Consider the following 18,311-nt stretch of genomic DNA (forward strand, 5'->3'; position numbering starts at 1 on the left):
AAGGAACGCCATGTCCAAGGTCTTCGTCTTCACCGCCTTCGGCGGACCGGAGCACCAGCAGCTCACCGAGCGCGCGGCTCCGGTGCCGGGTCCGGGAGAGATCGCGATCGCCGTCCGCGCCGCGGGCGTGAACCCGGCCGACTGGAAGCGGCGCCGGGGTGCGTTCGGGACCGACGGCGCGCTGCCGGTCGCGATGGGCCTCGAGGCGGCGGGCGTGGTGACGGCCGTCGGCGAGGGCGTCGAGGGGTTCGCCGTGGGAGACGAGGTGCTCGGCACCCCGGCTCGCGGGCTCGGCGCGTTCGCCGAGCACACGGTGCTCGACGCCGCGGCGAGCGTCGCCAAGCCCGCGGACGTGCCGTTCACGGACGCCGCGACGATCCCCGTGGCCGCCACGACGGCCTACGACCTGACCCACCAGGTGGAGATCGAGCCGGGCCAGACGCTGCTGGTCCTCGGCGCCGGGGGCGGCGTCGGGCTCATGGCGCTGCAGATCGCGAAGGTGCACAGGTTCCAGGCGGTCGGGGTCGCGTCGGATGCCAAGCGCGAGCTCGTCGAGTCCACCGGGGCGACGTTCGTGGCCTCCGGGCCGGGCGCCGCGGACCGCGTCCGCGCGGTCGCGCCGGACGGGATCGACCTGCTCGCCGACCTCGTCGGCGGAGACGCCCTGCGCGCCCTGGCGCCGTTGCTGAAGGACCCGAGCCACCTCGTCTCGGCGGCGGACCCGGCGACGGCCCGGGAGCTCGGCGGCTCCGGGCGGGTCCGCACGGAAGGCGTCCTGGAGAAGATCACCGGCGTGGTCGGCTACGGGCTGGTCAGCCCGAACGTCGTCGCGACCTACCCGCTCGACCGCGCCGCGGAAGCGCTGGCCCTGGTCGAGTCTGGCCACAGCGCCGGCAAGGTCGTGATCGTGCCCTGACCGCGGGTGCGGTCACTCGGGGAGGGCGAGGCCGCTCAACCACGCCTGCCAGGCCGGCTCCTCGCGCCGGACGTAGTCCGCGGCGTCGGGCGCGAAGAGGTACGCGCTGACGAAGGCCATGGCCTCGGCGTCGCCCATGGCGTGCACGGTCGCCTGCAGGAGGCCGGGCACCGGGCCCATCAGGCGGACGAGCGCGTCGCGCTCTCCGATCCGCTCCACGACGCCCGTCGTACCTCGCAGCTTCACCGGTGCACCCTGCGCGCCCAGGGAGAGCTCCTCGCGCACTGCCGACCAGAGCTGCTCAGCGGTGACCGAGTGCGTGGCGACCGCCTCCATCGTTGTTGCCCGCTGGCCGACGAAGTGCGCCAGGTAGAGCCGCAGCTTGTCGAACTGGGGCACCCAGCTGGCACCCATGTCGTCCCACCACTCCGCCTCCCAGGAGGCACCGGTCCCGAACCCGCTGCTGGTCACCCGCACCACGCAGGTGCCGCCGGACTGCGCCTCGACGACGAACTCCGAGGTCAGAGGGCTGAGCGCGTCCGCGTCCTGGCCCATGAGGGCCGCCCAGTCCTCCTGGTAGACGAGGCGATGCGGAGGCTCCCAGGCGGTGACGTGCCCGTCCGAGCCCATGTCGGGCCCCATGGAGAAGTGCAGGGCGCCGCCCTCGCGCTCCTCCAGCTCGGCGGGCAGGAACCAGGCGCTCATGCCTGCCGCCGTGGCGAGGGCCTGCCACACCTGCTCGGGCGTTCCCGGGACCTCGACGGCGAACTCGAGCCGGTACGGGACGGACGGGGTCGTCGTGCTCATGCGCTCTCCTCGGGTCGGGGGTGGGCGGCGACGACGAGCCGGTACGGCTCGCCGTCGTCGTGGTGGTAGCGGGCGGCAAGATCCAGCACAGCGGCCGTCGCCTCCTCGGCAAAGGCCGCGCGGTCGGCGGCCGACCGGAAGCCGATGACGGTGTCGACGGTGAAGGTGGGCACGCGCTCCCCCGGTTCGGCCGCCCGCCGGACCAGCGCACCGACCTCACGGACGAGCCGGCCGGCGAGGGCGACGAGGTACCCGGCAGAGAGCCGGTCGGCCTGGTGGCCCGGGTCCGCGCACGCCGCGCTGATCGCGGCCGGCGAGACCACGTAGGAGGCCGCCGACGCGCGGACGACCCGTTCCGTGAGCCCGCCGTGCCGGCGCTCCTCGGAGAGCTCGACCAGGCCGTGCGCCTCGAGCATCCGCAGGTGGTAGTTGACCTTCTGGCGCGGGAGCCCGACCCGCGCGGCGAGCGTCGCCGCGGACGCCGGGACGCCCAGCTCGCCCAGGAGCCGGGACCGGATGGGGTCGAGCGCGACCGCGGCCGCGGCCGGGCTCTCGATGACGTCGACGTCCTGCATGCCCTCAGTCCATCCTTGACAAGGATTCTTGTCAAGGGCCCGGCGACCACCCGGACGCGCTCACCCCGCCGGTTCTGCGCCCGCGTCGCCGCCGGTGCCGGGTGCCCTCGTGAGGCGCGCCGCCCGCACCGCGCGTCGGCGGTCGACCACGACGACGCCGCCGAGCACCGCCAGACCGACGGCCGCGCCGGCAGCCACGTCCGTGACGAAGTGGTAGCCGAGGTAGAGGCGGCTGCCGGCCACCAGCGCGATGCCGAGCACGGCGACCACGACCCACCACACGAGCGAGCGCACCGCGGGCCGCCGGATCCACAGCAGGTACCCCACGACCAGCAGGAACGTCGCGGTGCCGACCGTGTGTCCCGAGGGGAACGAGTACGTGGACTCCGAACCCGGCACGGACATGGTGTCCAGCGGTGGCCTCGGCCGCGCCACCACCGCCTTGGCCGTCAGAGAGAGCACGGTCGAGGCGACCATCCCGCCGGCCAGGAGGGTCGGCTGCCACCAGGAGCGCGTCACGAGCCCCCAGCCCGCGGCGGCGACGAGCACGACGACCGGCAGCACGCTCGGCCCGGTGACCAGCGACACGGCCGTGAGCACCGCCGTCACCGGCGCGCCCCGGGCCGCGACGAGCGTGCGCAGCACCGGACGGTCGGCCTCGGCCAGCCCGTCGCCGTCCGACACCGTGTGCAGGACCGCGAAGAACACCACGACGCCGGTGACGACCAGCACGAGCCCGATGACGACGGCGGCCCGCGAGTCCGGCTCGCGCAGCTCGCCGCGGCGCGCCCACAGCAGCCCGACCCGGGCGCGTACCCGGACGACGACGTCGCGCACGCGGCCGCCCCCGGCGCGCTCCCGTTCGCTCACCCCCGGATCCTCGCAGCGACGAGGGGACGCGGCGACCGCGCCGCGGCGTCCGTCAGTCGCGCGGACAGGTGCGCAACGAGGTGCCCCGGACGTCCGGGACGGCCCGCGCGGCGGCGTCCGCCGCCGTCGTCGCCGGGCCGTTCGCGCGAATGTCCTTGATCAGCCAGTCCATCTGCGCGATCTCGCGCTGCTGCGCCTCGATGATCCCGACGGCGAGCCGGCACACGCGGACGTCCTCGATCTGCGCACGCTCGGAACGGGTGATCGCGAGGGAGTGGTGCGGGATCATCGCGCTCATGAATGCGGTGTCGTCGACCGTCACCTGGCTCCGGTCGAGCGCGATACCGCCCCCCAGCAGCAGGACGCTCACGGCGACGATGGCGACGTTCGCCTTCGCGTTCTTGTACATGTTCAGCATCCAGCCGAGCATGACCAGGCCCATCGTGCCGCCCATGGTCACGGCCATGAACACCCGGCTCTGACTGAACCGGACGTCGCTCCACTGCCATGAGCCGACGAACATCACCGCGTACATGACGACGATCGCCGTCAGGATCATCGCGGCGAACCGCAGGTACATGCCCGTCATGTGATCACCGCGCTCGCTCGCGCCCTCGCGCCGCGCCATCGCTGCTCCTCCCCACGTGGACTCCCGACGCTACGGAGGAGGTCATACGACTGCACCTCGAGGGGGCCAAGGGCCGGCGTCCGAGCGGTCAGCCGACGACGACCCCCAGGACGACAACCGCACCCACCGCGACCATCCCGCCGGCCAGTACGGCGATACCCGCCGCCGCGCCCGCGCGCAGGCGAGGCACCCTGGTCGCGAGCGTCCGCCCTCCGGCCGTGGCCACGACGAGCCCGAGCGTGGTGGTGAGCGCGAAGAGCGCAGACGGCGCACCCACCGCGATCGCCACAGGTCGGCCGGTGAAGTCCGTCTCGAACGCCTCGGCGGCGAACCCTGCCGTGAGGAACAGGACGGAGGCCCACGCCGCGGTCATCGCACACAGCGGCACGATCCACACCCAGCACAGCCGCCGCGCAGACCGAGCGACACCGACGGCCCGACGCTCCTGTGCGGAGGCCGCCGAGGACGGTGCGTTCGGTGACGCGCTGGCAGTCACTGCGCGAGTCTGACGCCGTCGCGCAACGCGCGACCCACATCGCGGCGCACCTGCCCGAGCTCTGCACCATTCCTGCACGAGACATCACCGCGCGCGTCGAACGTCCGCGCTCACAGCGGGTGTTCACCCGGGCGAAACACTCGCGCGATACTGGACGGGCCCCGCCGCGCCGACGAATCCTCGATCAGGAGGGTCGATCATGGGCGAGCTCTCGCAGGCCGAGTTCCACGCCTTCGCCATGCGTATCGCCCAGCGCGACGCGCCCCGGACGCTCACGTGGGTGGGCACCGTCGTCGTCCTCTTCGCCCTCGTGAACATGGCGGTGCCACCGTCGACACCCCCCGGCGACTTCGCGGGACTCCTCGGGACGGCGGTCTTCATGGCCCTCCTCGGCCGGGCGCTCCGCCATCCGCGTCTGCCAGCCGGCGCCACGCCGTGGCTCTTCTGCGGGTCGATCACGATCGTGATGGCCTACCTCCTGCGCGTGTACGTCGTGGAGCACGACGCGACCGACCTCACGTACGTGCTCATCGGCGTCACCGCCTACGCGCCGCTGTCGTTCGCCTGGCTCCCCTACCTGACCTCGAGCGGGCTGATCTTCGCGCTCACCGCCCTCGCGATGGCCGACCAGCAGCAGGCAGACCGGGGCGACTGGCTCGTCGCCTTCGCGGCGGCCATCACGCTCGGTGGCGTGCTGCTCGCCCTGCGTCTGCGGCTGCTGCGTGAGCTCGCCGAGGCCGAGGCGGAGATCGCCCGTCGCGGCACGACCGACCCGCTCACCGACCTGCTCAGCCGGCAGGGACTGACCGCGCGGGTCCCCGACATCTGGGGCCGCGCACACCGGAGCGGCGTACCCGTGTGCGTCTGGTTCCTGGACGTGCGAGGGCTCAAGCGGGCCAACGACGACTACGGCCACGAGTTCGGCGACGAGGTCCTCCGCGACACCGCCCGCGCGCTGCGCGTGGCCGTGCGCTCGGAGGACGTCGTCGTGCGCTGGGGTGGCGACGAGTTCGTCGTCCTCGGCGTGGGCTCCGACGCCGACGCCGACGCCCTGCACGACCGCGTCGTCGCCGCGGTCGCCGCCGACGGGCGTGCCCGGCGCGACTGGTGGAGCGGGGACGTCACGGTCGGTCTGGCGACGGCGCTCGCCGACGCCGCGTCGTTTCCCGAGCTCCTCGAGCTGGCCGACCAGGACATGTACCGCCGCCGGCGCACCCGCACCGAACCGCCGTCGTCCGACGTGGCGCCCTGACGGCCCGGCCGGAACCTCCGGCCATCGCGACCGCGGGGCCGGGGAACGCGGGCGCGCGCCTCGCGTCCCCCGCCCGGTGGCCGGCTACCGCTGGAGCGTCAGCAGGCCCGGGCGGTACGGCAGCAGGCCGTAGTCGCCACCCGAGCTCGGGCTGCGGCCCTGGTAGAGGAGCTGGAGGTTGCAGGGGTCGACCGTCATCGTCTGGTCGGCGCTCACCCGCAGCAGCTCGCCGTGGCTGATGTCGTTCGTCCAGGTCGCGCCGCTGTTCGCCTTGCCCGCGAACGGGTTGGACTCGCTGGTCGCCTGCGGCGTCCAGCTGCCGCTGAGGCTGGTGGCCGTGAACGAGCGGAAGTACCGCCCCTGGGAGCCGATGGCCTCGACGATCATGAGGTACGTGGTCTGCCCCTGGAGCTTGTAGACCTGGACGGCCTCGAACAGGTTGTTCGTCGAGTCGCTCATGACGACGGTCGAGCTCGACCCGAAGCTGCCGGGGAAGTTCCCGATCGGCATGCTCGCCCGGTAGATCCGGCCGTTGTCACCGGCGAAGAACAGGTACATGTTCTGGCCGTCGCCGATCAGCGCCTGGTCGATCGGTCCGGTCGAGGAGTTCGAGATGCTGCCGGAGAACAGCGTCTGCGGCGCTGACCAGCTGTTCACGTTCGCGGGGTTGGTCGAGGTCCGGTAGGAGAACGCCGGCCCGCCCCACTGGTAGGCGAGCACCCACACGCTCTTCGGTGCGAAGTAGAAGAGCGTCGGCGCGACGGCGCTGAACGGCATCGCGTTCTGGCTCGCCGAGCTCATCTGGTTCCAGGAGCTGAAGAGCCCGAAGTTCATCGACCCCCACGAGGTGCCGAAGTCGTGCGTCGTCGCGTAGACGAGCTGCTGGCCGTTGTACGGAGCGACGGTGAAGTCCTTCAGGGAGGCCCAGCCAGAGCGCGGGTTCGCGAGCACGCCGCTCGACGACCAGCGGTACGTGCCGGGCAGGGCGCACGACGCCGGGTCCGTCGGCGTCGGCGTCGGTGTCGGCGTCGGCGTCGGTGTGGTCCCGCCGTCGACCCGCACGAGCTGCCACTGCTGGTTCGCGCCGCCCCAGCTCGTGTACTGCACGACGTTCGCGCCGTCGGCCGTCGAGGCCCCCTGGACCTCGATCGCCTTGCCCGAGTGGCGGCTGATGAAGGTCACGTAGTCGTTCCCGTTGTCCTGCACGCGGAACTGCTGGTTCGCCTGGTTGTAGTCGGTGTACTGGACGATGGCGCCCCCGTTGGCCGTCGACCAGTTGTAGACGTCGAGCACCTTGCCGGACAGCACCGAGCGGATCCGGTAGTTGCCGTTGCCCGAGTCGACGAACTGCCACTGCTGCTGCGCGCCGTCGTTGCGGCTCCACTGGGTGATCCGGGCGCCGTCGTTGGTCGCGAGGTTGTACACGTCGAGGGCCTTGCCGCTGCCCCGGTTGAGCAGCACGTACGTCGCGTTCGGGTCGATCGTCGCCGCCGACGCCGCCGGCGCCGTGGCCAGCGACAGGGCGCCGGCCGTCAGGGCCATGGCCGCCGTGACGAGCACGGCCGCCCAGTGGCGCCGACGCCCGCCCGGCCGGGCCCGCAGGTCCGCTCCACGTGCTGGTCTCATGCTGCTCTCCTTCGAGTCAGGCCGCCGCCAAGCGGGCCGGCCGCGGACGCGCGGACCGACGAGAGCACCGACCGGCGGGTGCCGTCCCGCCGCCCTCGCGCCCGCCCCCGGCGCGGAATGTGAGCCTTAACAATGCCCGCGCACGCACGCGCACCCGAGGGGCTGGGGCTGACCTAAACGGTTCGGGTCGCCTCGCTGTCAGACCCGCACCGACGGCCTCGGCGCTGCGCCGCGAGCCGCGCCACGGGCCTCGCTCAGTGCGCTCAGCCACGCGTCCGGGGCGCCCGGCGGGGCCGAGGCGACGATGCGCCCGTCGTCGTCCAGGGCGAGCCACCAGCCCGGCGGGACACCGGCCGGGAGGGTCCGCACGGTCTCCGTCCCGGTGCGCGGGTCCCAGGTCCGTCTCCGCTCACGGCTGCCCGACGGGCGCGGCCGAGCGCGCGCGGGCCCGACGAGCACGACGTCGAAGCCCAGCTGCATCACCTCGCGCATCGCGTTCCACTCCTCGGCGCGCTGGTGCCGGTCCAGCCGGTACCGCGGGTCGCGCTGCCACAGCGCGGCCAGCAGGTCAGGGTGCGTGCGCCGCAGGACGACGCTCTGCGCCCAGGCGACGGTCGCGGCCACGGCGAGCGCGGCCACGAAGACGGCCGCACCCGCCTTCGGGGAAGCGTCCGCCGCATCGAACAGCCCGAAGGGCATGCAGAAGGCTGCCATGGTCGCGAGCCACGCCAGGACCTGCTTGGACGTCCTGTGGACACTGATGTGGAGGGAGAACGCGACCGGGAGCAGCAGGAGCCAGATGGCGAAGTAGCCCTCGGGACCCGAGTCAGAACTCGCGCTGCGCGGCATCCCGAGCCAACTCCCATCAACCGGCCGCGGCGGCGGCGGAGCCGGGGGCCCGATGTCGGCGAGGACGAGCGCCATCAGGAGGATCGCGCCGGCGACCAGGAACACGGACAGGACCGCCGCCGCCCACTCACCGGGCCCCGGCCGGATGACCGGGATCGGCGGCAAGCCGCGCGGATCCATGGGGTCGGGCAGCCGCAGAGGTGGGCCGACGAATGGGTCGAGCACGACGGGCCCACCGTCCGGCCCGTCACCGCCGTCCCGTCCGTCGCCGCCGCCCGGTCTGTCGCGGCCCTCGCCCGGAGAGCCGCCCTCGCGCGGGACGCCGCCGTCGCGGTGCACGACGCCGTGCGGGGTGACCTCGACGCCCCAGTCCACGTCCTCCCAGGCCGGCGGCACGTCGTCGAGGGCCCGGTCGTAGGCCGCGCGCTCGGTCGGGTCCCGCAGCACCCGGTACGCCTCGAGCAGCTCGGCGAACGCGGCGGCGTCCCCGCCGACGTCGGGGTGCGTGGTGCGCGCCATCCGGCGGAACGCCCGGGTCACCTCGCCTTCGACGGCGTCGCGGGCCACGCCCAGGCGCTCGTAGTGGTTCACGACCCGCACGTCCGTGCGTGCTGGTTCACCGCGTGCTCGTTCACGACGTCGCGTGCAGGTGGCCGGCCACGCGCGCCGCCCCGAGGTCCAGCCCCACCTGCTCCACCGTCCACGGGACGCGCGCCATCTGGGCGACGTGGAACGCCGCGTCGGCTCCGGGGATCGGCGCGAGCGCACGCGCACCCAGCAGCACGACGGCGCGCTCGTCGCCCATGCGGAGCACGCGCACCTCCTGGCTCACCGGGAAGCCCTTCCGGGTGGCGCGCTGGAGGATCTGCCCGAGCCAGGTCGTCGGCGCGGGCACGAGCCGCTCGGCCGCGTCACGCACCACCTGCGGCAGGTAGCTCCACGCCTCGGCCGCCCCGCGGTGCTCAGGCTGCACGGCACCGAGCGCAGCACCCGCGGCGGACCCCGCCGGGACGCTGCACCCGTCGAACGCGCGCGCGAGCTCTCCGGCCACGGGCACGACGCCTCGACGGCGCCGGACGGGCGCCGCGACCGGCGCGACGTGCGTGCCGCGGTGCTCCCACGGGCCCGTCGCCTTCGGCCAGCGCGACGCCCTGGGCACCACCGGCCGCACCGCCTCGACCACGACCACGGCGTCCTCGTACACGCGCCACCCGACGGCGACCTCGACGAGCCCCGAGCTCTCCCATCGCAGCCGTGCGGACTCCACGGACTCCGCCACGACGGGCGAGGCGCGGTGCGCCGCGCGCCGCGCCGCCTCGGGCAGGTCCGCCCAGGTCATCATCCGGCCCTCGAACGAGATGCGTGCCGTGCTCTGCGCCGCCGGCGCGCCGCCTCCGTACGCGACGACGGCGCCGCGACGGGGCACCAATGCGTCCCCCACCTGCTCCACCCCCTGACCGGTCGCTGCCGCGAGGATCCGCCGCACCGACGACCGCCGCACGCGATCCTGGCGGTGCATGCTCGTGGCAACAAGGGCCGAAAGGGTCATGTGGACAAACCGGGCACGTCGACCACCGTGCGTGCTGCCCCGATCAGTTCGCGGCGCGGGGCCGGTCGTACCAGGCAGCAGCCCCGTGGAGAACCCGGCACCGCGACCCAGCATCGGACCACCCTCGAACGGAGACCAGCGATGACCAGCACCAGCACGACCCTCGAGGTCCCCGGCGCGACCCTCGCCTACGACGTGCACGGCCCGCTGCCGACCCCGGACGGCCCTCGGCCGCTCCTGGTGATCGGGCAGCCGATGACGGCCGAGGGTTTCGGCACGCTCGCCTCCCTGGTCCCGGATCGCCCCGTGATCACCTACGACCCGCGCGGCCTCGGCCGCAGCGTCCGCCACGACGGCGGGAGCGAGCACCGCCCGGAGCAGCAGGCCGACGACCTGCACCGGCTCGTCGAGCACCTCGGCGTCGGGCCGGTCGACCTCTTCGGCAGCAGCGGGGGCGCCGTGGCCGGGCTCGCGCTCGTCGCCGCGCACCCGGGCGACCTCGTCACGTTCGTCGCGCACGAGCCCCCCGTCATGGCCCTGCTGCCCGACGCCGACGCGGCGCTCGCCGCGAGCGCCCTGGTCACGCGGATCTACCACGAGCGCGGCTGGGGCGCCGGCATGGCGGCCTTCATCGCCATGACCTCGATCGAGGGCGAGGTGCCCGCGGACTTCGGCCGCGAGCTGCCCGGGCCCGAGGTGTTCGGCCTGCCCACCGAGGACGACGGCCAGCGCGACGACCCGCTCCTGTCCGGCACGTCGGCGCCGGTGAGCGCGTTCCGGCCCGACGTCGCCGCCCTCCGTGCGGCCCCGACGCGCGTCGTGCTCGCCGTCGGCGAGAAGACGGGCGACACGGTGACCGGGCGCACGACGGCGGCCCTCGCCGAGGCGCTCGGCGTCGGGCTGACGTCCTTCCCGGGTGACCACGGCGGGTTCCTGGGTGGGGAGTACGGCCAGGTCGGCGAGCCCGAGGCGTTCGCGGCGCGTCTCCGCGAGGTGCTCGCCGAGCACGGCTGAGAACCGCGGGGTCCACGCGGGTATTTCTTCCGGAATCGTCCTGACCTATGGTCGTCGGGCGGTCCCCCCGGCGAAGGAGACACCGATGGCCCCCGACCAGCTCACGTTCGACAACCCCGTCGAGCGTCACGCCCACCCCAAGCCGCACGCCCAGTGGCAGCCCCTGCCGGGCCTCGACGCCGAGCTCGACCCGAAGGCCGACCACGGCGAGACCTCCTACCGCGGCACCGGGCGGCTGCCTGGCCGCAAGGCCCTGATCACGGGTGGGGACTCGGGCATCGGCGCGGCCGTCGCGATCGCCTTCGCGCGCGAGGGCGCCGACGTCGCGCTCAGCTACCTGCCCGAGGAGCAGGTCGACGCGGAGGCGATCGCCGCCGTCGTGCGTGCAGAGGGGCGCACCTGCCTGCTGCTGCCGGGCGACATCCGCGACCGCGACTGGTGCCGCCGGCTCGTCGCGGAGGCCGTGGAGGGCCTGGGCGGGCTTGACATCCTGGTCAACAACGCGGCGCACCAGGTGTACCACCAGACCTTCGACGAGCTCGACGAGGCCGACCTCGACCGGACCATCCAGACCAACCTCACCGCGATGTTCTGGATCACGCGCGAGGCGCTCCCCCACCTGCCACCGGGCGCGACGATCGTCAACAGCACGTCGGTCCAGGGCTACAACCCGTCACCGATGATCATCAACTACGCCTCGACGAAGTTCGCGATCATCGGCTTCACCAAGGCGCTGGCCGCCGACCTCGCGCCGCGCGGGATCCGCGTGAACGCGGTCGCGCCCGGCCCGGTGTGGACGCCGCTGCAGGTCTCGGACGGGCAGCCGCCGGAGAAGCTGGACGGGTTCGGCGACTCGTCCTGGCTCGGGCGCACGTCCCAGCCCGTGGAGCAGGCGCCCGCTTACGTGTTCCTGGCCTCGCCGGAGTCGAGCTTCGTCGTCGGCGAGGTCATCAACGTCAACGGCGGCGCGAACGTGCCGTGAGGCGCGCCGACCGCCCGTGACACACGCCCCCATGGCCTCGATCCTGCTGACCTCGATGCCGTTCGCCGGGCACGCCCGCCCGATCCGCGCCGTGGCCGGCGAGCTGGTGCGCCGGGGGCACGACGTGCGCGTGTACACCGGGCGGTCGTACGTCGCGCTGTTCGAGGAGGTCGGCGCGCGGGGCGTGCCGTGGCAGGCGGCGCCCGACTTCGACGAGCGCGACTACGCCGCGACGTTCCCCCGCATGCAGGAACGCAAGGGCGCCCGCCAGCTGCTGATCAACCTGGAGGACCTGTTTCTCGGCACCGCCCCGGCGCAGGCCGAGGACCTGCTCGCCGCCCACGACGACCAGCCCTGGGACCTGCTCGCCGGTGACCCGATGGCGCTCGGCACCCGCTTCGCCGCGGAGCGTCTCGGTGGCCGATGGGCCACGGTCTCCCCCATCGCCGTCTGGCTCCCGGGCAAGGGCATCCCGCCGACCGGGCTCGGACTCACGCCGCGCAGCGGCGTCGTGGGGACGGTGCGCGACGCCGTGCTCGGCGCCGCCTCGCGGGCTGCCGGCCGGTCGCTCGCCCGCGTGTACCAGCGGACGCGGCGCGCCGCGGGCCTGGCGCCGGACCGCGAGTCGTTCGCGACGCTCTGGTACTCGCCGCAGCTCGTCGTCGCCGCCGGCGCGGCCGGCCTCGACTACCCGCGCACGGACCTGCCCGCGCACATCCACTTCGCCGGTGACCTGACCGACGACGGCGCCCCCACCCCGCCGGGCGCCCTACCGGACTGGTGGGACGACGTCGTGCGCGCGTCAGTCCCGGTGGTGCACGTGACGCAGGGCACCGCGCACGTGGACGCCCACGACCTGATCCTGCCGACGATCGAGGCGCTGGCCGGTGAGGAGGTCCTGGTCGTCGTCGGCCTGGGGCACCGGACCGATCCGCTGCCCGGACCGCTCCCGGCCAACGTGCGCGTGGCGCCGATGGTGCCGTACGCGGAGCTCCTGTCGAGGACGTCGCTCGTGGTCACGAACGGGGGCTATGGCGGCGTGCTGCAGGCCCTGCGTCACGACGTCCCACTCGTCGTGGCGGGCGGCGATCTCGACAAGCCCGAGGTGGCCGCGCGCGTGGCCTGGCACGGCGCGGGGGTCGACCTGCGGACCGGGACGCCCCGCGCGTCGGCGGTCCGGGCGGCGTGCCGAGCCGTCCTCGGGGAGCCCAGGTACCGCCGCGCGGCCGCGCGCCTCGGCGCCGAGCTCAGGTCCCTGGGGGGCGCGCGCACCGCGGCGGACCTGCTCGAGGCCCACCTGCCGTGAGGCCCGCGCGCCCCGCGGCACGACCGTCCTGCGGGCCGCCGGGCACGCAGCTCAGGTGATGGACGCGGCGTAGATGGTCGCGATGGCGGCGTCGAGCGCGGCGTCGAACTCCGGCTGGGTCTGGTGGACCGACAGGCCCTCCGTCAGCGCACGGGAGAAGCTCGCGGCCACGCCGTGGGCGCGGGCGAGGCGGGCAGCCGACTCCTCGAGGGAGTAGCCCCCGGACAGGGCGAACACGCGCAGGACGCGCGGGTGCGCCACCAGGTCCGCGTAGAGGTCGTCCCGCTCGGGGAGCGTGAGCTTGAGCATGACCCGCACGCCGTCGTCGAGGCGGTCGAGCTCGCGGGCGATCGCCTCCGTCACCATCGCCTCGGCCTCGGCCTTCTGCGGGCTGTGGATGTCGACCTCCGGCTCGATGATCGGCACGAGGTCCGCGGCCAGGATGCGCCGCGCGACCTCGAACTGCTGCCCCACGTTCGCCTCGATCCCGGCCTGATCGGCGCGCAGGACGACGGAGCGCATCTTCGTCCCGAAGACGCCGTGCGCGCGCGCCCGGGCGAGGAGGTCGTCGAGGTCCGGCATCGGCTTCATCAGCCGGACGCCGTCGGCCTCCTCCGCCAGACCCTTGTCGACCTTGACGACCGGGACGACGCGCTTGACCTGCCACAGGTACTCGGCGGCACCCGTCCCGGCGACCTCGCGCTCCATGGTCTGCTCGAACAGGATGGCGCCGAGGACCCGGTCCCCGGTGAACACCGGGCTCGTCATGATCCGGGTCCGCATGGCGTGGACGAGGTCGAACATCTCCGCCTCGGTGGCGTAGGCCGACGGGTCGACGCCGTACGCGGCGAGCGCCCGCGGGGTCGAGCCACCACTCTGGTCCAGCGCGGCGATGAACCCCCGCGCGTGCTCGAACCTGGCCAGCTGCTCCGCGTCCATGGTCAACCGCCTCCGAGGGCTCGTCGGCTCATCCTGCGACCGCTCCTGACGACGGTTCCATCATCATCCGCTCGTCCGTCGGCGTCGAGAGGAGGTCAGCGCCCCGGCGCGAGGTCCTCCCGGCGCTCCCGCCGGGCACGGGCCGCCGCGTGCGCCCGGGTCGACGACGGCAACCCAGCCCAGCGCCCCGTAGACGGGGTGCCGGAACCACGCGTCGGGACCGGGGGCTGGGCTGCCGGCCGTCGCGGTGGGCTCCGGGACGAGCTCGGCCGCGGCCGCGCGGCCGACGTCGACGTTCAAGCGGATCGAGCCGGCCCGGGCGAGCAGCGGGTCCGGCGGCTCGTCCGGGTACGGCTTGGTGACGACCGTCGCGAACGGCTGGCCGTGGGGAACCCGGCCGTCCGGCGCGTCGAAGAAGAACAGGTCGCCCCAGGCGATCTCGGGCGTGCCGTCACCGCGCTGCGGCCGGAGCACCAGCACGCCGCCCAGCCCGGTGACGTGATCGACGATCTCCTCGATGTCCATGGTTCGAGCGTCACATTGACGTCCTTGTGGAGGGTCACGGGCCGTACCGTGCTCGGGTGGACGAGCGAAGTCGCCAACGGGCGCTGAGGACGGTCGATGTCGCCCGGCGCCTGGGCCGCTCCGTCCAGCACGTGCGCGACCTCGAGCGGGACGGCGTCCTGCCCCCCCGCCGGGCGGACCGCGTCCGGGTACCGGCGGTACACCGAGGCCCACGTGCGCTGGGGTGAGGCGTACGGCGCGCTCACGACCGCCGTCGGGCCGGTCGAGGCGAGGACGCTGGTCCGGACCGCCCGGACCGAGCCCGTCGAGCGCCTCGCCGCGCGGCTCGACGAGGTCCACGGCCGGCTGTCCGCCGAACGCGCGGCCGTGCGGCTCGCACGCGAGGCGGCCGACGCCATCGCGCGTGAGCCGATGCGCACGGTCCGCCCGTCCGACGCGACGGCGCAGGGGCGGACGGCGGGGCGGACGGCGGGGCCGGCGTCGGGCGCGGCGGCTGAGCCACCACGGGGCGCGCACCCGCCCGACCGCTCCGCGCCCCGCGGTACCACCGGTCCCACCGGCCGCTCGCACCGCGCCGGTACCGTGCGACGCAACCGGCACGAGGAGGACGCGGGGCGATGGCGCAGGCGACCGGGTCGTTGGTGGCGATCGCCGTCCTCGGGGTCGCGGGCGTACTGCTGGCACGGCGTGGCCTGCTGCCTACCGGCGCCGTCGACGGCCTGAAGCTGCTCATCACCCGGCTGTCGCTCCCGGTGCTGCTGTTCGGGGCGTTCGTGCGCCTCGAGCCGGACGGGCGCAACGCGGCCCTGGCCGCCGTCGTCTTCGCACTCTGCGCAGTCATGGGCGGCCTGGGCGTGCTGCTCACCCGGGTCGCCCGGCTCCCCAGGCCCGAGACCCGCCTGCTGTTCCAGGGCTTCGAGGCGGGCATGCTCGGCTACGCGCTGTTCGTCGCCCTGCACTCCTCGGAGCACCTGCCCGCGTTCGCGGCGCTCGACATGGGTCAGGTCGTGTACGTGTTCACCGTGCTGATGGTGCAGATGAGCATGCTCCGGGACGGCGCCGCGGGCGACCGGGGCGCCGTCGGGCGACCGTCCTTCCCGTGGCGCGACCTCGCCGTGAACCCCGTCCTGTGGGCGATCGCCGCCGGGCTGACCATCGCGCTCGTCGCGCCCGGCGCGGCCGCCGAGCTGAGCGCCAGCGACGGTCTGGTCGCACCCTTCATCGACATGGTGGGCGGACTGACCACGCCGCTGGTCTGCCTGGTGATCGGCGCCTCGCTGGCCGACGGCGTCCCGCGCGACCGCGCCGTCGTCGTGATCGTGGCGCTCCGGACGGCCATCGGGCTGGGCCTGGGCCTCGCCGTCGCCCTCCTGCTGGTGCCGGCCCTGGGCTTCTCGGAGTGGTACGCGCGGGCCGCCATCGTGCTGTTCGTGCTGCCGGCGCCGTTCGTCATCCCGGTCTACCACCGGCGCAACGCGGCGTTCGTCGGGGGCGTGCTGACCCTGTCCACGGCGGTGTCCATCGCGGTGATCGCCGTCCTCGCCGTGCTGGGCGTCGCGTAGGGCGGGCGTGCGGGCCGGGCTGGGGGCTGGGGGCTGAGGGCCGTCGGCTGGAGACGGTCCCGGAGCCCTGTGGAAACGCGAGGGCGGCGGGACGCCTGTGGATACGTTTGCGCAGGTCAGAGGCTTGTAGGGATGCTCGACAAGGCCTAGAATCATACACGTGTACGAACCCGATGGCCGGCCCGGCGCGACGCCTCCGGGGACCGTCGTGCTCGCTCGACTCGAGGCGTTGGTCGAGCAGTCGCTCGCGCTCGCGGCGGCAGGTGCACGGAGCGCGTCCTGGACCGCGGGCGAGCGGGCGCTGGCCCTGCGCCGGCTCGACCGGGTCGCCGGGGCGCTCGCCACGCTCCGTGCTGCCGTCCTCGTGGCGACCCAGGCGGCGCCCGGTGCGGTGGCGCCCGGCGACCGCGACTTCGTGGCGGCCCGCGCGCGGGTGGCGCGCACCGGGTTGGGCGAGGCGCGGCGGGAGGTCCGGCAGGCCGAGACCCTCGCCGCGCTGCCGGCCGTGGCGGACGGCGTCACGGCGGGCCGGATGCCGCTGCCCCACCTCGACGCGCTCGCGCGGGTGGCAGAGACGGCGGGGGCACGCGCCGCGACGGAGCTGGGCGCCCCGAGACGCAGCAGCGGCTGGTCCGGATGGCCGAGCGGCAGTCGGTCCGCGAGTTCACCGCTGCGGCCGCGCGCCTCGTGGCGTCGTTCGACCCGGCCGATCTGGAACGGGATGCCGCGGCGCAGCGCAGAGAGCGGTTCTTCGTCATGTCCCACCGGCCCGAGGGCACCTTCCTCCGAGGACGACTCGACCACCTCTCCGCGGAGACGCTCCGGGTGGCGCTGGCCGCGACCGGTCAGGCTCCTGACGACGAGCGCACCAAGCCACAGGCCGATGCCGACGCGCTCGTCGCCCTCGCCGAGCGGGCGACGACGGGGATGGCGGGCGTGCGCGCACGCCGGGTGTCGCAGGCAGGCACCCTCCTGCCGGACGTCGACCAGGACGCGGCCGACGCGCGGGTCACCGGCAGCGCCGGCCGCCCGACCGTGTCGATCCTCGTGCCCGCCGAGACCTTCGCCGAGGCGATGCGCCTCCAGCGCGAGCGGGCCCAGGGCGCGGTCACTGAGCGCGGGGCAGCGGGGACTGAGGCCGGGCCGGGGGGCTCGGCTGCCGTGGAGGACGTCGTGGAGCCCGCCGCCCTCGAGGACGGGACGCCGCTGGCGATGTCCGAGCTCGCGCGCGTCCTGTGCGACAGCGAGGTGGGCCGGATCGTGCTCTCCGCGGAGGGGATGCCCCTCGACCTCGGCCGGAGCGAGCGCCTCTACACCGGGCAGCAGCGTCGCGCGGTGATCGTGCGAGACCGGCAGTGCGCCTGGAACGGCTGCGACGTACCGGCCGCGTACTGCGAGGTGCACCACATCCGCTGGTGGGACCGACACCTCGGCCCTACGTCGGTCGAGAACGGTGTCCTCCTGTGCACCCACCACCATCACGTCGTGCACCAGGTCGACCTGCACATCGTCCGGCTCGGGCGCCCACCGACCCGACGTGGCGCGCTCGGCGAGCCGGTGCGCTACAGGTTCGAGGGTCGGGACGGACGGATGGTCAACGCACCTCCCGCAGGCTTCGACGTGCCTCCGGTCGGGGCGGCTCCGGTCGGGGCGGCTCCGGTCGGGGCGGCTCCGGTCGGGGCGGCTCGGGGCGGGGCGCCATCAGGCGGGGGGCCCGCGGAGGGGCGTCGGACCGGCGGGCGGGCGTGGGCGCGGGGCGAGGAGGCCTGGGAGCAGCTCGAGCTGACGGGCTGATCCGGGCCGGCGGGCGCGTGTCGGAGAGCGGTCGTAGCGTGCCGACATGGCTATCGCTCGCTATCCCGGAATCGTCATCGACTGCCCGGACCCGCGCGCGCTCGCGGAGTTCTACGGTGCGGTCCTCGGCTGGGCCATCGAGGCCTCCGACGACTGGGCCGACGTCCGCGCGGACTACGGGCAGACCCTCTCGTTCCAGCAGGTGGCCGACTACTCGCCGCCGCGCTGGCCCACGCAGGAGGTGCCTCAGCAGATGCACCTGGACCTCATGGTCGACGACCTCGACGCCGCAGAGCCGCAGGTGCTGGCGCTGGGCGCGACCAAGGCGGACCACCAGCCCGGCACGACGTTCCGCGTGTACCTGGACCCGGCCGGCCACCCCTTCTGCCTCTGCGTGTCCTGACCGGGCCGGGCCCGGAAAAGGGATCGCCAGGGCGGGGCACGGGTGGCTACCCTCCCTCGGTCCGGTTCGGCGGCGTGCCACCGGTGACGGGGCGAGGAGCGAGACATGCGGCACGGGTCCGCGGGGAGCGAGGCGGCCGCACAGGCCTGCTCGGGCAACCGCGCGTCCCACGCTGCCCACCGCACCGCCCGCGGGGCTGCCGCGCGCTGAACGCTTCC

The 18,311-nt window shown here is 74.4% G+C and carries 19 protein-coding genes; 9 read left to right on the forward strand and 10 right to left on the reverse strand.

The window, feature by feature from the left end; translation table 11 throughout:
* The first annotated feature begins 10 nt into the window (after positions 1 to 10).
* Positions 11 to 916 (forward strand): NADP-dependent oxidoreductase, encoded by a 906-nt coding sequence (locus AFE02nite_RS06205; protein ID WP_034243887.1) that lies wholly within the window; start codon positions 11 to 13, stop codon positions 914 to 916.
* Between the two features lie 12 nt (positions 917 to 928).
* On the opposite strand, the gene AFE02nite_RS06210 is transcribed toward AFE02nite_RS06205, so the two are convergent.
* From AFE02nite_RS06210 to AFE02nite_RS06230, 5 genes are all read right to left on the reverse strand, one after another.
* Positions 929 to 1,723, reverse strand: coding sequence for an SRPBCC family protein (locus AFE02nite_RS06210; RefSeq protein WP_034243888.1), 795 nt, complete (start codon positions 1,721 to 1,723; stop codon positions 929 to 931).
* Entirely contained in the window at positions 1,720 to 2,298 is a 579-nt protein-coding gene (locus tag AFE02nite_RS06215; RefSeq protein ID WP_034243890.1) for an ArsR/SmtB family transcription factor, read from the reverse strand. The genes AFE02nite_RS06210 and AFE02nite_RS06215 overlap by 4 nt, the downstream gene beginning before the upstream one ends.
* A 60-nt stretch (positions 2,299 to 2,358) precedes the next feature.
* Positions 2,359 to 3,168 carry a phosphatase PAP2 family protein gene (locus AFE02nite_RS06220; RefSeq protein ID WP_261765489.1) on the reverse strand — a complete coding sequence of 270 codons (810 nt, stop codon included), beginning with the start codon at positions 3,166 to 3,168 and terminating at the stop codon, positions 2,359 to 2,361.
* Positions 3,169 to 3,220: 52 nt separating this feature from the next.
* A complete protein-coding gene (locus AFE02nite_RS06225) occupies positions 3,221 to 3,796 on the reverse strand; it encodes a DUF305 domain-containing protein (protein WP_052113436.1) in 576 nt (191 codons plus the stop codon).
* An 88-nt stretch (positions 3,797 to 3,884) separates the two neighbouring features.
* Positions 3,885 to 4,169, reverse strand: a complete 285-nt coding sequence (locus tag AFE02nite_RS06230; protein WP_034243892.1) for a hypothetical protein — start codon at positions 4,167 to 4,169, stop codon at positions 3,885 to 3,887.
* Positions 4,170 to 4,491: 322 nt separating this feature from the next.
* On the opposite strand from AFE02nite_RS06230, the gene AFE02nite_RS06235 reads away from it, so the two are divergent.
* The gene (locus AFE02nite_RS06235) at positions 4,492 to 5,544 is read left to right on the forward strand and encodes a GGDEF domain-containing protein (protein ID WP_052113437.1); all 1,053 of its coding nucleotides are present in this window, start codon (positions 4,492 to 4,494) and stop codon (positions 5,542 to 5,544) included.
* An 84-nt stretch (positions 5,545 to 5,628) separates the two neighbouring features.
* Here AFE02nite_RS06235 and AFE02nite_RS06240 read toward each other — a convergent pair whose 3' ends face one another.
* From AFE02nite_RS06240 to AFE02nite_RS17315, 3 genes are all read right to left on the reverse strand, one after another.
* Complete coding sequence (locus AFE02nite_RS06240) at positions 5,629 to 7,170, reverse strand: non-reducing end alpha-L-arabinofuranosidase family hydrolase (protein WP_222594328.1); 1,542 nt, start codon at positions 7,168 to 7,170, stop codon at positions 5,629 to 5,631.
* 198 nt (positions 7,171 to 7,368) lie between these two features.
* Positions 7,369 to 8,610 (reverse strand): J domain-containing protein, encoded by a 1,242-nt coding sequence (locus tag AFE02nite_RS06245; RefSeq protein ID WP_186814468.1) that lies wholly within the window; start codon positions 8,608 to 8,610, stop codon positions 7,369 to 7,371.
* Between the two features lie 40 nt (positions 8,611 to 8,650).
* Positions 8,651 to 9,460 (reverse strand): hypothetical protein, encoded by an 810-nt coding sequence (locus tag AFE02nite_RS17315; RefSeq protein ID WP_222594329.1) that lies wholly within the window; start codon positions 9,458 to 9,460, stop codon positions 8,651 to 8,653.
* A gap of 249 nt (positions 9,461 to 9,709) precedes the next feature.
* Between AFE02nite_RS17315 and AFE02nite_RS06250 the strand changes: the two genes are divergently transcribed.
* From AFE02nite_RS06250 to AFE02nite_RS06260, 3 genes are all read left to right on the forward strand, one after another.
* Positions 9,710 to 10,582 (forward strand): alpha/beta fold hydrolase, encoded by an 873-nt coding sequence (locus AFE02nite_RS06250; RefSeq protein WP_034243918.1) that lies wholly within the window; start codon positions 9,710 to 9,712, stop codon positions 10,580 to 10,582.
* A gap of 85 nt (positions 10,583 to 10,667) precedes the next feature.
* Positions 10,668 to 11,564: an SDR family oxidoreductase gene (locus AFE02nite_RS06255; RefSeq protein ID WP_034243919.1), complete on the forward strand. Its 897-nt coding sequence runs from the start codon at positions 10,668 to 10,670 to the stop codon at positions 11,562 to 11,564.
* A gap of 31 nt (positions 11,565 to 11,595) precedes the next feature.
* Positions 11,596 to 12,870, forward strand: coding sequence for a glycosyltransferase (locus AFE02nite_RS06260; RefSeq protein ID WP_034243920.1), 1,275 nt, complete (start codon positions 11,596 to 11,598; stop codon positions 12,868 to 12,870).
* A gap of 51 nt (positions 12,871 to 12,921) precedes the next feature.
* Here AFE02nite_RS06260 and AFE02nite_RS06265 read toward each other — a convergent pair whose 3' ends face one another.
* A complete protein-coding gene (locus AFE02nite_RS06265) occupies positions 12,922 to 13,809 on the reverse strand; it encodes a fructose bisphosphate aldolase (RefSeq protein WP_034243921.1) in 888 nt (295 codons plus the stop codon).
* 63 nt (positions 13,810 to 13,872) lie between these two features.
* Positions 13,873 to 14,334, reverse strand: a complete 462-nt coding sequence (locus AFE02nite_RS06270; protein ID WP_052113441.1) for a DUF6194 family protein — start codon at positions 14,332 to 14,334, stop codon at positions 13,873 to 13,875.
* 96 nt (positions 14,335 to 14,430) lie between these two features.
* On the opposite strand from AFE02nite_RS06270, the gene AFE02nite_RS06275 reads away from it, so the two are divergent.
* The 4 genes from AFE02nite_RS06275 to AFE02nite_RS06290 all read left to right on the forward strand — a co-directional run bounded on the left by AFE02nite_RS06275 (position 14,431) and on the right by AFE02nite_RS06290 (position 18,093).
* Positions 14,431 to 15,057 carry a hypothetical protein gene (locus AFE02nite_RS06275; RefSeq protein ID WP_146819217.1) on the forward strand — a complete coding sequence of 209 codons (627 nt, stop codon included), beginning with the start codon at positions 14,431 to 14,433 and terminating at the stop codon, positions 15,055 to 15,057.
* Positions 14,952 to 15,896, forward strand: coding sequence for an AEC family transporter (locus AFE02nite_RS06280; RefSeq protein ID WP_034250030.1), 945 nt, complete (start codon positions 14,952 to 14,954; stop codon positions 15,894 to 15,896). The genes AFE02nite_RS06275 and AFE02nite_RS06280 overlap by 106 nt, the downstream gene beginning before the upstream one ends.
* Positions 15,897 to 16,532: 636 nt before the next feature.
* The gene (locus AFE02nite_RS06285; RefSeq protein ID WP_034247997.1) at positions 16,533 to 17,690 is read left to right on the forward strand and encodes an HNH endonuclease signature motif containing protein; all 1,158 of its coding nucleotides are present in this window, start codon (positions 16,533 to 16,535) and stop codon (positions 17,688 to 17,690) included.
* 46 nt (positions 17,691 to 17,736) lie between these two features.
* Complete coding sequence (locus AFE02nite_RS06290) at positions 17,737 to 18,093, forward strand: VOC family protein (RefSeq protein ID WP_034247999.1); 357 nt, start codon at positions 17,737 to 17,739, stop codon at positions 18,091 to 18,093.
* Positions 18,094 to 18,311: the final 218 nt, after the last annotated feature.

Origin of the sequence: Actinotalea fermentans (genome assembly GCF_007991475.1) — a bacterium.
Taxonomy (GTDB): Bacteria; Actinomycetota; Actinomycetes; order Actinomycetales; family Cellulomonadaceae; genus Actinotalea; species Actinotalea fermentans.